Origin of the sequence: Streptomyces pratensis, from assembly GCF_037137275.1 — a bacterium.
GTDB classification, from domain to species: domain Bacteria; phylum Actinomycetota; class Actinomycetes; order Streptomycetales; family Streptomycetaceae; genus Streptomyces; species Streptomyces pratensis_B.
Genome location: NZ_JBBBEN010000103.1, coordinates 215538 through 229513, shown reverse-complemented (window position 1 = coordinate 229513; position 13976 = coordinate 215538). Strand labels below are relative to the sequence as shown.

The 13976-nt window shown below is 75.5% G+C and carries 12 protein-coding genes; 6 read left to right on the top strand and 6 right to left on the bottom strand.

Annotated features, from left to right (window positions below; genetic code table 11):
• Positions 1 to 34: 34 nt before the first annotated feature.
• From V9U70_RS30160 to V9U70_RS30150, 3 genes are all read right to left on the bottom strand, one after another.
• Positions 35 to 1357 carry an ABC transporter substrate-binding protein gene (locus V9U70_RS30160; protein WP_336680349.1) on the bottom strand — a complete coding sequence of 441 codons (1323 nt, stop codon included), beginning with the start codon at positions 1355 to 1357 and terminating at the stop codon, positions 35 to 37.
• Positions 1358 to 1982: 625 nt separating this feature from the next.
• Complete coding sequence (locus V9U70_RS30155; protein WP_336680348.1) at positions 1983 to 3422, bottom strand: HAMP domain-containing sensor histidine kinase; 1440 nt, start codon at positions 3420 to 3422, stop codon at positions 1983 to 1985.
• Positions 3419 to 4135, bottom strand: coding sequence for a response regulator transcription factor (locus V9U70_RS30150; protein WP_336680347.1), 717 nt, complete (start codon positions 4133 to 4135; stop codon positions 3419 to 3421). The genes V9U70_RS30155 and V9U70_RS30150 overlap by 4 nt, the downstream gene beginning before the upstream one ends.
• Before the next feature lie 124 nt (positions 4136 to 4259).
• Between V9U70_RS30150 and V9U70_RS30145 the strand changes: the two genes are divergently transcribed.
• Positions 4260 to 4817, top strand: a complete 558-nt coding sequence (locus V9U70_RS30145) for a hypothetical protein (RefSeq protein ID WP_336680346.1) — start codon at positions 4260 to 4262, stop codon at positions 4815 to 4817.
• Positions 4818 to 4876: 59 nt separating this feature from the next.
• Here V9U70_RS30145 and V9U70_RS30140 read toward each other — a convergent pair whose 3' ends face one another.
• Positions 4877 to 5800 carry a spermidine synthase gene (locus tag V9U70_RS30140; protein ID WP_336680345.1) on the bottom strand — a complete coding sequence of 308 codons (924 nt, stop codon included), beginning with the start codon at positions 5798 to 5800 and terminating at the stop codon, positions 4877 to 4879.
• A gap of 77 nt (positions 5801 to 5877) precedes the next feature.
• On the bottom strand, positions 5878 to 6366 hold the full coding sequence (locus tag V9U70_RS30135; RefSeq protein WP_336680344.1) for a hypothetical protein: 489 nt from the start codon (positions 6364 to 6366) through the stop codon (positions 5878 to 5880).
• Between the two features lie 243 nt (positions 6367 to 6609).
• Between V9U70_RS30135 and V9U70_RS30130 the strand changes: the two genes are divergently transcribed.
• Positions 6610 to 8043: an NsdA family TPR-like regulatory protein gene (locus tag V9U70_RS30130; RefSeq protein ID WP_336680343.1), complete on the top strand. Its 1434-nt coding sequence runs from the start codon at positions 6610 to 6612 to the stop codon at positions 8041 to 8043.
• Between the two features lie 25 nt (positions 8044 to 8068).
• Here V9U70_RS30130 and V9U70_RS30125 read toward each other — a convergent pair whose 3' ends face one another.
• A complete protein-coding gene (locus V9U70_RS30125; protein WP_336680342.1) occupies positions 8069 to 8665 on the bottom strand; it encodes a histidine phosphatase family protein in 597 nt (198 codons plus the stop codon).
• A gap of 242 nt (positions 8666 to 8907) precedes the next feature.
• Between V9U70_RS30125 and V9U70_RS30120 the strand changes: the two genes are divergently transcribed.
• From V9U70_RS30120 to V9U70_RS30105, 4 genes are read left to right on the top strand one after another with little or no spacing between them, the layout of a single operon-like run.
• Positions 8908 to 9897 carry a phosphatase PAP2 family protein gene (locus tag V9U70_RS30120; RefSeq protein WP_336680341.1) on the top strand — a complete coding sequence of 330 codons (990 nt, stop codon included), beginning with the start codon at positions 8908 to 8910 and terminating at the stop codon, positions 9895 to 9897.
• Complete coding sequence (locus tag V9U70_RS30115) at positions 9785 to 10972, top strand: hypothetical protein (RefSeq protein WP_336680340.1); 1188 nt, start codon at positions 9785 to 9787, stop codon at positions 10970 to 10972. Before V9U70_RS30120 ends, V9U70_RS30115 begins: the two co-directional genes overlap by 113 nt.
• A complete protein-coding gene (locus tag V9U70_RS30110; RefSeq protein ID WP_336680339.1) occupies positions 10963 to 12576 on the top strand; it encodes a hypothetical protein in 1614 nt (537 codons plus the stop codon). The genes V9U70_RS30115 and V9U70_RS30110 overlap by 10 nt, the downstream gene beginning before the upstream one ends.
• On the top strand, positions 12573 to 13907 hold the full coding sequence (locus tag V9U70_RS30105) for an AAA domain-containing protein (RefSeq protein ID WP_336680338.1): 1335 nt from the start codon (positions 12573 to 12575) through the stop codon (positions 13905 to 13907). The genes V9U70_RS30110 and V9U70_RS30105 overlap by 4 nt, the downstream gene beginning before the upstream one ends.
• Positions 13908 to 13976: the final 69 nt, after the last annotated feature.

Below are 13976 nucleotides of genomic sequence, written 5' to 3'. Positions count from 1 at the left end.
GGGCCGGCGGCCGGCGCCCGCCCCGGCGCCGGGGTCAGCCGATCGCCTTGTCGATCGTCCGCACGGCGGCGTCCCAGGCTTCGTCGGGGTCGGTCCCGCGCTGTTCCATGTTGTTGATCTGGGTGGAGAAGGAGTCCTTGATCACGCCGTCCTTCGGGCCGAGGACCGCCTCGGGGATGGACTTGGCGCCGTCGGCGTAGATCTGGCCGATGGGGGCGTCGTTGAAGTACGGCAGCGTCGCGTTCTTCACGTCGGGCAGCTCGTAGGAGCCCTGGTTGGAGGGGAAGACCCCGATCGCCTTGAAGACGGCGGCCTGCTGCTCCGGCGCGGTCAGCCACTTGACGAGCTTGATGGCCTCGTCGACGTTGTCGCCGGACTTCGGGACGGCGAGGAACGAGCCGCCCCAGTTGGCGGAGGTGTTGCCGGGGGCGCTGGTGATGTCCCACTTGCCCTTGTTGGCGTCACCGGCGTAGGTGGAGATCTGGCCGGCCATCCAGGCCGGGCAGACGACCGTGGCGACGGTGCTCTTGCGCAGGGCCGCCTGCCACTGGTCCTCGAACTGGGCCAGGCCCTGCGTCAGCTTCTTGGACGCGGCCTCCGCGGCGAGGTTCCAGCCCTTCTTGACGGAGGCGCTGTCCCGGTAGATCGGCTCGCCGCTCTCGTCGTAGTACTGCTCGGGGCTGGAGCTGACCACGGCGTTGAACATGGCGCTGGCGGAGTCCATGAAGTAGGTGCCCTCCGGCGCCTTCTTCTTGTACTCCTCGCCGAGCGCGATGAAGTCCTCCCAGCCGCCCTCGGTCCGCTTCGCGACCTCGGCGCGGTCGGTGGGCAGCCCGGCCTTCTCGAACAGCTCGCGGTTGTAGCAGAGGGACATCGGGCCGATGTCGGTGCCCGCGCCGATCACCTCGCCGTCGGGGGTCGTGGCCTGCTTCGCCTTCCACGAGACCCACGCGTCGGTGTCGATCTCCTTGCTGAGGTCGGCGAAGGAGTCCGCCTTGGTGTCGACGATCTCCTTGATCCGGCCGACCTCGATGCCCTGGACGTCGGCGAGACCGCTGCCGGAGTTCAGCTGCTGAAGGAGCTTCGGGTAGTAGTTCTTCTCCTCCGCGGTGGTGTCCTCCTTCACCGTGATCTTCGGGTTCAGCTCGTGGTACTTCTCGAAGAGTCCGGCCTCCTTGTACCCGAACTGCCCGAAGTCGGCGACGGTCAGGGTGATGTTGCCGTCCGCGTCGGCCCCCTTGTCGGAGTCGGACGAGCCGCCGCATCCGGTGAGGAGGAGGGCGGCGGCCGTGAGGCCCGTGGTGGCCGTGATCGCGGTTCTACGGCGTCGACCGGCGACTTGGCGGGTGATGCGCATTCCACTGCTCCTTGTTCCGGGGTGGTTCCGGTGGTTCCGGCGGGGGCCCGGCGCTGTCCGCAGGGCCGGGGAGGCGGGGCGGAGAACGTCGGACGTACGGAAGAGGAAGCGCGCGAGATCCCCTCCCGTGGAAGTGGGAGCGCTCCCATGCGCCGATGCCGGAAGGTTGCTGCCTCCAGGGGGTGGGTGTCAAGAGTTGAAGACGATTCCGTTGCCGAGGGATGTCCTGGGCGTCATGTACGGGAGTTCGGGCCGCCCATCCATCGGAAGGTGAACGGGGGTCCGGCCGGTGACGGCCCGGTCGCGCGGAGGCGCCGGGTCGCCCCGGGGTCGCCGATTTCACCCCTGTGCCACCTTTGCCCGGCGACCGCGGTCCCGGTGCGCGGGGCGGGACGAGGGAAGCCGACCCGGACGGTGTGCGCACCCCGGCCGGAGGGGGGGCGGCCGGGGTGCGCGGGTGGGGGGCCCGTGGGGGGAAGGGCGGTGCTCCGTGCCCCGCGACAGCAGGACACGTGAGCACGCTAGCGGCTGCGGAACGGGCAAAAGGCACGTCCGGGGCAGGGGCCGCCGTTCTTATGGCGCGCTTAAGGAACGCCTGGGCCGGGGTTAAGGGGTGTCCGCGCGGCTACGGGCGGGACCCGGCGCCGCTCTTGGCGCGGAAGGCCCCGCGTCGCTGCCGCCCGCCCCGGCGACCGTGCCCCCGCCCGCCGTGTTCGGGGCGGCTGCCGTGCAGCCCGATCCAGACGCGGACCTCCGCGCCGCCGAGGACGGACCGGCCGACCCGCAGGTCGCCGCCGGTCGATTCGGCGACCCGGCGCACGATGTCGAGGCCGAGCCCGGTGGAGCCGACCGTCCCGCCCGCCCCGTCACGTCCCCCGGCGCCGCGGGCCAGGGCCGCCTCGGGGTCCTCTATCCCCGGGCCCGCGTCGGAGACGAGCACGATGACCGCCTCGCCGCTGTGGTGGACGTCCACGGCGAAGGCGGTGCCCTCGGGGGTGTGCCGGAAGACGTTGCCGAGCAACGCGTCCAGGGCGGCCGCCAGTTCGGGCCGGGACACGGGGGTGTGTACCCTACGGTCCACCCCCGCGAGCCGCACCTCGCGCCCCTCGTCCTCGGCCAGCGCCGACCAGAAGCCCATGCGCTCGCGGATCACCTCGGAGGCGTCGCAGCCCGCTCCCGCGCCCGTGTGCACGCCCTGGGTCTGCGGACGCTGCTCGCGGGCGGTGCGGATGATCGTGTCGACCTCGTGCTCCAACTGCTGGACCGCGGCCCGGGTCTGCTCTGCGGCCGGCCCCTCACCGAGCGAAGCCGCGTTGAGCCGCAGCACGGTGAGCGGGGTGCGCAGCCGGTGCGACAGGTCGGCGGCCAGCTCCCGCTCGTTGGCCAGGAGCCGGACGACCTGGTCGGCCATGGAGTTGAACGCGGCGGCGGCGGAGCGCAGTTCCCTGGGCCCCTCCTCGGGGACCCGGACGCCGAGCCGGCCCTCCCCCAGGTCGTGAGCGGCGCCCGCGAGCCGCTGGGCCGGCCGCACCATCCGCACGCCGAGCCGGTCGGCGACCGCGACCGAGCCGACGACGAGGGCGACGCCGACGCCCGCCAGCACGAGCCAGGCGGTGGCGACCCCGTTGGACGCCTCGCCCTCGGGGACGAACACCTCGACGACGGCGATGTCCCCGGTGCTCAGCGCGGTCGGCTGGAGGAGCGCAGAGCCGCCGGGGACCTCGGTGATGGAGGCGCGCCCGGCTCCGCGCACGGTCGCCACGTCCTCGGCCTCGGCCCGCCGGACGCCGATGGCCAGGGCCTCGCCGCCGGCCCGGTCCGCGGCGGGGACGTGCACCGCGAGCCGCCCCCGGTCGCCCGGCTCCGTGGACAGGACGGCGCGGGTCAGCTCCGCGCGGTCGGTGGTGATGGAGAGCGTCGGGGCGATCGTCGCGGCCTGGCGTTCCGCGTCGGAGAACGCCCGGTCGCTGGCCATCTCCCGGATGACGAGTCCGAGCGGCACGGCGAAGGCGATCACGACCATGGCCGTGACGGCCAGACAGACCTTGACCAGGGCCCATCTCATGCGGGCGGCCCGACGACCGGGGCGTCGGCCGGCGGCTGGAGTTTCACGCCCACACCGCGCAGCGTGTGGAGGTAGCGGGGGCGGGCGGCGGTCTCGCCGAGCTTGCGGCGCAGCCAGGACAGGTGCACGTCGATGGTCTGGTCGTCGCCGTAGGACTGCTGCCAGACCTCGGCCAGCAGCTCCTTGCGGGCGACGACCACGCCGGGCCGCCCCGCCAGAAAAGCCAGCAGGTCGAACTCCCGCCGCGTCAGCGCCAGTTCGACGCCGTCCAGGATCGCACTGCGGCGCAGCGGGTCGATGGCGAGCCCGCCGACCCGGATGACGCGGGGCGGCGGGGCCTCGCCGCCCGCGGCGCGCGAGCGGCGCAGCACGGCGGCCATCCTGGCGGAGAGGTGCTCGACGGAGAACGGCTTGGTCAGGTAGTCGTCCGCGCCGTCGTTGAGCAGCCGGACGATCTCGCTCTCGTCGTCCCGCGCGGTGGCGATGATCACGGGCACGTCCGTGATGGAGCGCAGCATCTTCAGCGCCTCGCGGCCGTCCAGATCGGGCAGCCCGAGGTCGAGGACGACCACGTCGAAGCGGCCGTGCGCGACCTCGCGCAGCGCTTCGAGCGCGGTGCCCACGCTGCGCACGGTGTGGGAGGCCTCAGTGAGGTGCCGGATGAGGGCGGATCGCACGAACTGGTCGTCCTCGACCACGAGCACACTTGCCATGAGCGGCACCGTACGCCATGCGGCCGGGACCGGTCCCGCCTCCGCCGGAAACCCCTCGAAGGCCCGCGAGGGACGGCTGGGGGCGGGGGGACGGTCCGGGCCCCGGTGGTGCAGGATGACCCGGATGCGACGCGCCCTGATACACCTGCTCGCGTGGTCGCTCGCCACCGGCGCGGCGGTCACGCTGTCGTGGTGGGGCGTGCACACGGTCATGGCGGGGACGGCGTACGACCCGCCGCGCGCCGTGCCGGTCTCGGCCGGGGCCGGGGCCCCGCCCCCCGTCGGGCAGGGCGAAGAGCAGCCGCTCGCCTCCTCGACGCACCGCCCGTCGCCGCCGCCCTCCCCAGCACCGCGCGCGACCCGTGCGAGCCCGTCGCCGTCGGCCGCACGCCCCTCCCGTACGCCCTCGACCGCCCCGGCGAGGGCGAGCAGGACGCCCCGGCCGCGTACGGGTTCGGGCGAGGTGAAGAGCTACCGCACCGCGGGCGGCCGGGTCGTCTTCGAGCTCGGGGCCGACGCGGCGAAGCTGGTCTCCGCGACGCCGGAGCCGGGCTGGTCGATGCGGGTGTGGACGAACGACGCCTGGACACGGGTCGACTTCAGCGACACGGGCGGCGCGACGTACTCGGTGTTCTGCACCTGGAACGGGCATCCGCCGCTGGTGCAGGTCGTCGGTCCGTAGGGCGCAGACCGTGCAGGGGGCCGGGCGCGCATGCCCCCCTGCACGCTGTGCTCCCGTCCTCAGGAGCCTTCGAAGACGGAGGGCGGGGGCGCGGGGGAGGGCCTGGCGGAGGCGTCCGTGACGACGGCGGCCCCGCCGGTGAAGTCGGTGAGCGCGCGGCCGTGTTCGACTCGGCCGGGGTGCGGGTCGCTCGCCACCCGGCGGGTGAACTCGGCGACGGGGAGCGGCAGGTCGGAGGCGAGCAGGACGGCGTTGCCGAAGCGGCGGCCCCGCCACACCACCGGGTCGGCGGCGAGCGCCAGTTCGGGGAAGACGGCTGCGGCGGTGGCGACCTGGCCGCGCAGATGCGTGAGCGGGGGCCCGTCGGCGAGGTTGGCGGCGTAGCTCCCACCGGGCTTGAGGACCCGGCGGACCTCGGTGAGGAACTCCGCGGAGGTGAGGTGGGCGGGGGTGCGGGCCCCGTCGAACACGTCGGCGATGACGAGGTCGGCCCAGCCGTCCTGGACCTTGCCGAGCCCTTCGCGGGCGTCCGTCGCCCGGACCCGGACACGGGCCTGCGCGTCCAGCGGGAGGCGGTCGCGGACGAGGGCGACCAGGGGCGCGTCGACCTCGACGATCTGCTGCGTGGTGCGGGGGCGCGTCGCGGCGGCGTACCGGGCGAGGGTGAACGCGCCGCCGCCCAGATGCAGGACGCGCAGCGGCTGCTGCGGCGGTGCGACGAGATCGACGACGTGGCCGAGCCGGCGCTGGTAGGCGAACGAGAGGTGCGTGGGGTCGGCGAGGTCCACGTGGGACTGGGGTGCGCCGTCGATGAGGAGCGTCCAGCCCTCCGGGCGCTCCCGGTCGGGTATGAGCTCGGCGAGCCCGCCGCCGACCGCACGGGAGACCGGCTCCCGCTCCGCCCGGCCCGCGCTCCGGCCGCCCCTGCGCTCGGGCCGGCTCTGCTTCCTCGCGCCCCCGGCCGGCGTTCCTCGGCGTGCCACGTTCGCTGATCCTCGCTGGTCGGGGCCCGGGTCACCGGCAGCGGCGGAGGCGGTCCGCCCGTGAGGCCATTATGGGCTCAGTGGCGGATGTCGGCCGCCTCGATCATCCGGGCCGCCTGGGCGAGCGCGGCGCGCAGCAGGTCGGGGTCGGTGACCGGGGCGTCCTCCGCGGGCGGGAGCAGCCAGCCGGCGCCGGAGGCGGGCGGCTCGGCCGGGACGCGCAGCCGGCGGCCGTCCGTCCGCGTGCAGGCGCTGCCCGGTACGTCCCAGGCGTCCGCGGTGCCCGGTGGGACCAGGAAGCCGAGGGTGTCGCAGGCCCCGTCGTGCAGCACCGGGCCGACGGCGTCGTGGTCGGCCCCGCGCCGGAGGATGTCGACGGCCTCCAGCCCCTGCCGAGCCGGGACCGTGACGAGGTCGCAGGACGGGGCCTCCCCCTCGGATGCGGCCGGGCCGTCGGGGGCGGCCGGGGGGGCGGGGGCTTCCGGGCCCCCGGGAGCCGCCGGGCTCGCGGTCGCCGCACGTGTCGGGGCCGTCCATGAGTCGGTCTCCCTGCCGAGACGCAACAAGGGAACTTCTCCTCTCATCGCCGTACGGAGCCGCACTCCGTCTCCACGGGGACCAACGCCGTGAGGACGTCAAGGGCTACGGCCCCACACCGCTGCAAAGGGTGGCAGTTCATGGCGGATCAAGGGCACGATGCCCCTTTTGGGGGGAAACGCTGCGTGTGCGTCTCGTCACAGCAGGTACGTTCTCGCTACGCCGGGAGCACCGGAAAGCGGGAACCCGGCCGCGACAGAGAGGGGCCGGCCATGGTGTCGCCAGGGGCAGTTCCCAACCTCGCCTTCCGTCGGCTGCGCGGCCGGCGCTCCGCCGGGGAGTTCGCGGCGGCTGTGCGCAGGGCGGCCCGGGAGATCGGGGAACAGGTCGCGTGCGACGCCCGGTACATCGGACGCGTGGAGTCCGGGGAGATCCGCTGCCCCAACTACGCCTACGAACGGGTCTTCCGGCACATGTTCCCCGGAACGTCCCTGACCGACCTGGGCTTCTCGGCCCGGGAGAGCGTGCGCGGGCGGGGGGCGCGGGCCGGCTCCGAGCCCCTGCCCCCAGACCCGGACCGCCGTACGCCCCCGGCGCCGGCGGCTCACCCGATGCCCGCGTTCCGGACCGACACCGGGGGCGCCGGTGACATCGACGACATCGACGAGGAGAGCGACGTGCTGCGTCGCGTGTTCATGACGAGCGGCACCGCCACGGTGGCGGCCGCTTCCCTGGGGCTCGGCGGCCCGCCCGCCTCCGCAGCCCGGAGCTCCCTGCCCGTCTCCCTGCCCGCGCAGCGCCGGGTCGGAGAGGCGGAGGTGAGCGCCGTCGAGCAGGCCGTGCGGCAGATCCGCCTGCTGGACGACCGGCAGGGCGGGGACGGGCTGTACCGGCAGGCGGCCCAGCCGCTGCGCGCGGCGTACGAGCTGCTGGACGCCCAGGGGGCCGCCCGGCGCACCACCGCGGACCGGTTGCGCGCGGGCGCGGGCGAGCTGGCCATCTCGGTGGGCTGGCTGGCCCACGACTCGGGCCGCTTCGAGGACGCCCGCTCGCACTACGCGGAGGCGCTCGCCACGGCCCGGCTGGCCGGGGACGCGGGGCTGGAGGCCCACGCCTTCTGCAACACGTCGTTCCTGGCCAGGGACGCGGGGCGGCCCCGGGAGGCGGTGCGCGCGGCGGAGGCCGGGCAGCGGGCCGCCCGCGCACTGGGGTCGCACCGGCTGCTGGCGCTGCTCGCGCTGCGGGAGGCGGGGGGCCGGGCGGGGCTCGGCGACCGGACGGGGTGCGACCTGGCGATCGGGCGGGCCCGTGCGGCGTTCGAGCGCGGGCCGGCGGCGGGCGACCCGGAGTGGATGAGCTTCTTCCGGGAGGCGGAGCTGGAGCTGCTGGAGGCGCAGTGCTGGTCGGCGCTGGGCGACTGGTCCCGTGCCGCGCGGCACGGACGGCGGGCGACCGCGCTCCAGGACGCCCACTTCACCCGGAACCTGGCGCTGTACCGGGCCCAGCTCACCGGCGATCTGGCCCGCGCGGGTCAGGCCGAAGAGGCGGCGGCCACGGGCCACCAGGTGCTGGACCTGCTGACCCGGGTCCGGTCCTCGCGCATCCGGGGGATGCTGGCGGGGGCGGCGCGCGCGCTGGAGCCACGGGGCGGGGCGGCACCGGTCGCCGCGTTCCTGGCCCGCCACCGCGAGTCGGCGCCCGGCTGACCCCCGCGCCGCGACGGGGCGGCCCCTACCGCTCCAGGTGCCCCGTGTCGTTCCACCGTTCCACCGCCGGCATGCCGTACGCCCATCCCAGCACCGACAGCGACGTCGGCTCCAGGCGGATGCGGGCTCCGAAGGACAGGTCCTCGCCCAGCCAGCGGGCGCCCAGCGCCCGCAGGATGTGGCCGTGGGCGAAGACGAGGACGTCCCGGTCCGCGGAACGGGCCCAGGCGACGATCTCGTCGGCGCGCGCCGCGACCTGGGCGGTCGACTCCCCGTCCGGCACGCCGTCGCGCCAGATCAGCCAGTCGGGGCGGTCCGCCCTGATCTGCTCCGGGGTCAGGCCCTCGTACGCCCCGTAGTCCCATTCCATCAGCGCGTCCCACGGCTCGGCCCGCTCGCCGAACCCCGCGAGCGCACAGGTCTCGGCGGCACGGACGAGAGGGCTGGTGCGCACCTCCACACCGGGCAGACCCGACCACGGGGCCCCGCGCAGCCGTGCGCCGAGCAGCTCGGCGCCCTCGCGGCCGCTGTCGAGGAGCGGTATGTCCGTCCTGCCGGTGTGGTTGCCCTGGACGGACCACTGGGTCCGGCCATGCCGGGCGAGCAGGATGCGCGGTGCCATGAAGGCTCTCCCTGGAACGGTGGTGCGGGGGGGCTCCATCATCCCGTACCGCCCCGCCGGGCAACCTCGCGGGCCACGGTGACGTCCCTGTCTGAGCAGCCCCCCGCCCCCGGGCTCCGGCCCGGGGGCGGGGGCCTGTGCGCGGGGTGTCCGGAAGAGGACCCCCGGGGACGCGGCGGCCCCACACCGCCGTACGGTTGAACGCCCGCCGTCGGCCGCATGAACATGGGGAGAGCTACCGGATGCCGCACGCCATCGCGCCGCCCGCGGCCGGTCATCGGCCCCGCTGGTGGACGGAGCTGCCGCTCATCGCGGTGGTGTACGCCCTGTATTCGGCGGGCCGGCTCCTGGTGCGCGGCGATGTGGCGACGGCGGTCGACCACGGTCTGGCCATCCTGCGGCTGGAGCAGGCGCTGCACCTCGACCTCGAGCGTCCGCTGAACCGTCTCTTCACCTCCACCCCGTCGATCGGGATACCCGCCGACTTCGCGTACGCCTCCCTGCACTACGTGGTCACCCCCGCGGTCCTCGTCTGGATGTTCCGGCGCAGGTCGGCCCTCTACCGGGCGGCCCGGGTCTGGCTGATGAACGCGACGCTGCTGGGGCTGGTCGGCTTCACCCTGATGCCGACCTGCCCGCCCCGGCTGCTGGAGGCGAGCCACGGGTTCGTCGACACGATGGCGCAGTACAGCGCCTACGGCTGGTGGGGCGCGGGCGCGAGCGCGCCGCGCGGGCTGAGCGGGATGACCAACCAGTACGCGGCGATGCCGAGCCTGCACGTGGGCTGGTCGATCTGGTGCGGCGTCCTCCTGTGGCGGCACGGCCGTCATCCGCTCGTACGGGCGGCGGGCATCGCCTACCCGCTGATCACCGCGGTCGTCGTGATGGGCACCGCCAACCACTACTTCCTGGACGCCGTCGCGGGCGCCGCGGTGATGGGCCTCGGAGCCCTGCTGACCAGGCCCGTCATGCGACTGGCCGACCGGTGCAAGGCCTGGGGACGGGCCCGGACCGCCGGGCCGGCGCAGCGCCGGGTCCCCGGCGGCCGCGGCCCCGCCGCCCCGGGGGGCCGGGCGGCCGTTTCCCCGAATGTCAGTGCCGGGTGCGAGACTTCGGCGGGTGAGCGATTCCCCGGCCAGCGGACCTCCTCCGCAGATTCCCCCGGCACGGCGGTCGGCGACCCGGCGGCCGGACGCGCCGCGAGCGACGACGCTCCGGCAGCGGCTCGCTGAGCTGCGCGGCCCCTCCGTCGCCCCGCGCCCGCTCGACGCCCGCGCGCTGGCCGCCCTCGCCGCCAATCCCGGCTGCAAGCGGCGCGCCCTGCTCGACGGGGCGGGGGTGGACAAGGGGGTGCTCGCCACCGCGCTCGGCTCCCCCGCCCCCTTCGGGCAGTCGCAGTTCGCCTTCATGCGCGGCAACGCGTTCGAGGCGAAGGTCAAGGCCGACGGCGGCGCCGAGCTGCTGCGCCTGCTGTACGAGCGCGTCGGCGACGGCGCCCCGGCCCCCGCGGGAGACGTGGCCGCGCCCGATCTGAGCGCCGCCGGCCCCGAGGGCCGGGCGGCGCGCACCGCGCTGGCGCTGCGGGAGGCGACGGCGGCGGGCGGCTGGACGCTGCTGGACCACCCGATGCTCGCCCTGGAGGTGGCGGGCTCTCCCGCCTATCTGGAGCCGGACGCGGTGGTGGTCCACCCCGACGGCCGCTGGACGGTCGTCGAGATCAAGTCGTTCCCGATGATCGACGCGTCCGCCGACGCGGCGAAGGTCGGCGCGGCGGCCCGGCAGTCCGCGGTGTACGTGCTGGCGCTGGAGCGGGTCGCGGCGGTGACCGAGGGCGCGGAGGTCGGCCACCGGGTGCTGCTGGTCTGCCCCAAGGACTTCTCCAACCTGCCGACCGCCTCCGTCGTCGACGTGCGCAAGCAGCGTGCCGTCACCCGCCGTCAGCTGACACGGCTGACCCGCGTCGAGGACATCGCGGCGGCCCTGCCGGAGGACACCACGTTCGACCCCTCGTCCTCGCCCGGGGAGCTGGAGGCCGCCGTCGAGTCGGTGGCCGCGGCCTACGCCCCGGAGTGCCTGGCCGCCTGCGAGCTGGCCTTCCACTGCCGGACGAGGTCCAGGGCCGAGGGGGCCGTGGAGGCGCTCGGCCGGAGCCTGCGCGGTGAGCTGGGCGGACTGACCACCGTGGCCGGGGTGCTGGCGGCCGCAGCGGGCAAGGAGGGCGACCCCGCCGACCCGACCGTCGCCGCGCTGCGCCGGGCGGCCACGCTGCGGGCCGAGGCGCTGGAGGGTGCGGCCGGATGTCACTGATCACCACCCTGGCCCGGCTGGAGGCGGTCGACTCCGGCCGCGCCCAGCCGCTGGCGACGGTCCGCCACCGCCATCTCACCGACCGGCCGCTGGTGCTGGTGCCGCTGACCACCGCGGGCGAGGCCGGGGCCCCGCTCGGCGCGCTGGTGGGGGCCGACCGGGAGGCCCCCCGGCTCCTGGCGGTGGCCCAGCCGCGCGACCGGGACCTGCGGTTCGCCTTCCTGGCGGAGCTGGCGGAGGCGGTCCTGCCGCACATCGAGGCCCACGCGGACGTCGTCGAGCCCGCCGAGCGCAACGAGACGGACCCGGCGACCGGCAAGAGGACCAAGGTCGAGGTCGAGCTGTGCGCCGACGCGCCCCAGCTGATCGTGCCGAGCCGCTCGGGCGTCGAGTTCGTCCGGCTGCTGGGTCGGTCCATGCGGTTCAGGCGCACCGCGGAGGACGACCCGGACACGCCCTATCCGGCGCCGGCGCGGGTCCCGCTGCTGGGCCGCTGGCTGACGCACTACGGGGAGCGGGCCCGGGTGCCCGGGTCCTCGCTGCTGCTCTCCGCCACGGATCTGCTGAACCGGCACTGGGCGACCGGGCAGAGCAGTCTGGAGGACCAGCACCTGGGCGCGCTGCTCGCCTGGGTCGACCCTCCCGGCGACTCGTCGGGGGCGGACGCGGCGCTGCGGGCGGAGCTGTCCCGCGACGCGGACGGCCAGTTGCTGTGCCCGCCCGCCGGGCCGGCCACCGACCCGGCGTTCGACAACCGGCTGCTGGCCCCCGCGATCGAGCGGTACGACCGGGCGCGCACGGCGCTCGCGGCGGCCGAGGACGGACTCGCCGCGGACGCCCGACTCGGTGAGCTGAGCAGCGCTGAGCGGGAGATCCGCGCCCTGCTGGCGAAGGTGATGCTGCCGACCTGGGACGCGGTGTGGCGGGGGCTCGACCTGCTGCGGGAGCTGCCGGAGGGGGCCAGGGCCGAGGACCGCTGGACCCGGGACCGCTGGTCGTTCACGGGGCACCGGGACCGGGTGCGTGCGGGCGAGCCGCCGCAGCCGCGCCGCGACGACGCGGTGACGGCGGCGCAGAAGCTGGCGTCCCGGGAGACGGCCCAGGCGCAGCTGGAGGCCCAGGAGGCGCTGGACGATCCGCTGGTGCTGGCGGGCCGGCGGCTGGCGGGCGAGGCCTTCCTCGCCCGGGTGACCGGTGTGGAGATGACGTACACCGAGTCCAAGCGCCCCTCCCCGCGCCCGCTGGTCACCGTGCGCACCGACGAGCGCCCGCACCTGGGCGAGCGGACCAAGGTGTACCGCTCGCTGGACGGCAGGCCGCAGACGGCGGAGTTCGTGCGGTACGAGGACGAGCCGGCCGGGGACGGGCCGGTCCTGCTGGTGCTGCGCGTCCTGGACCGGATGGGCCGGGGCAGGGAGCCGGCGCCCGGCTCCGTGCCGGAGCCGGGCGAGCGGATCGCCTGGACCCTGTTCGAGCACGATCAGCGCGGCGGCCCGAAGCTGCCGGACCCGGAGGAGACGCCGTGGACCCACGGCGGTCCGCCGGGCGCGGAGGCCGCCCGCCCGGAGCGCCCCGACCCCGTGACCCCGGAGGACCTGCTGTGACCCTCGTCTCCGACCCGGCCGCAGAGGCGGCGCGTGCGACCGGCGCGATCCTGGACGACACCCTGCGCGGCAGCGCCCGGGGGATCGTCGTGGACTCCCCGCCGGGTGCGGGGAAGTCGACGCTGGTGGTCCGGGCGGCCCTGGAGCTGGCCGCCGCCGGCCGCCCGCTGATGGTGGTGGCGCAGACCAACGCGCAGGTCGACGACCTGGTGGTGCGGCTGGCGGAGAAGGAGCCCGAGCTGCCGGTGGGGCGGCTGCACAGCAGCGACTCCGACCCGTACGACAAGGCCCTGGACACTCTGGGCAACGTGGTGAAGTCGGCGAAGGCGGCGGATCTGGCCGGTCTCGACGTGGTGATCTCGACGGCCGCGAAGTGGGCGCACGTGAAGAACGTGGAGCCGTGGGGGCACGCGATCGTCGACGAGGCGTACCAGATGCGCTCCGACGCGTTGCTGGCCGTGGCCGGGCTGTTCGAGCGGGCGCTGTTCGTCGGGGACCCGGGCCAGCTGGACCCGTTCTCGATCGTGGGCGCGGACCAGTGGGCCGGGCTGAGCTACGACCCGTCCGCGAGCGCCGTCTCCACGCTGCTGGCGCACAATCCGGAGCTGCCGCAGCACCGTCTGCCGGTCTCCTGGCGGCTGCCCGCGTCGGCGGCGCCCCTGGTGTCGAGCGCGTTCTACCCGTACACCCCCTTCCGCAGCGGCACGGGCCACGGGGACCGGAAGCTCTCCTTCGGGGTGGCGTCGGACGGGTCGGGGCCGGACCGGGTGCTGGACGAGGCGGCGGAGTCCGGCTGGGGGCTGCTGGAGCTGCCCGCCCGGCACACCCCGCGCACCGACCCCGAGGCGGTGCGGGCGGTGGCGCTGGTGGTCCGGCGGCTGCTGGACCGGGGCGGTGTGGCGACGAGCGAGCGGGCCGAGGAGCCGGTGCCGGTGACGGCGGACCGGGTGGCGGTCGGCACGGCCCATCGCGACCAGGCGGCGGCGGTGCGGGCGGCCCTCGCGGAGCTGGGCGTCGCCGGGGTGGCGGTGGACACGGCGAACCGCCTCCAGGGCCGCGAGTTCGACGTCACGGTGGTGCTGCACCCGCTGTCGGGCCGGCCCGACGCGACCGCGTTCCACCTGGAGACCGGCCGCCTGTGCGTGCTGGCCTCGCGCCATCGGCATGCCTGCGTCGTGGTGTGCCGGGAGGGCGTGGCGGACCTGCTGGACGAGCACCCGTCGACGGAACCGGTCCAGCTCGGCGTGACGGTGAAGTTCCCCGACGGCTGGGAGGCGAACCACGCGGTGCTGGCCCACCTCGCGGAACGGCGGGTGCGGTGGCGCCCCTGACCGGGCGCGCGCCCCGGCGCCCTTGTGCGGGGCTGGACAATGGAGGGTGGCCGTCCGGTCGCCCGAGGA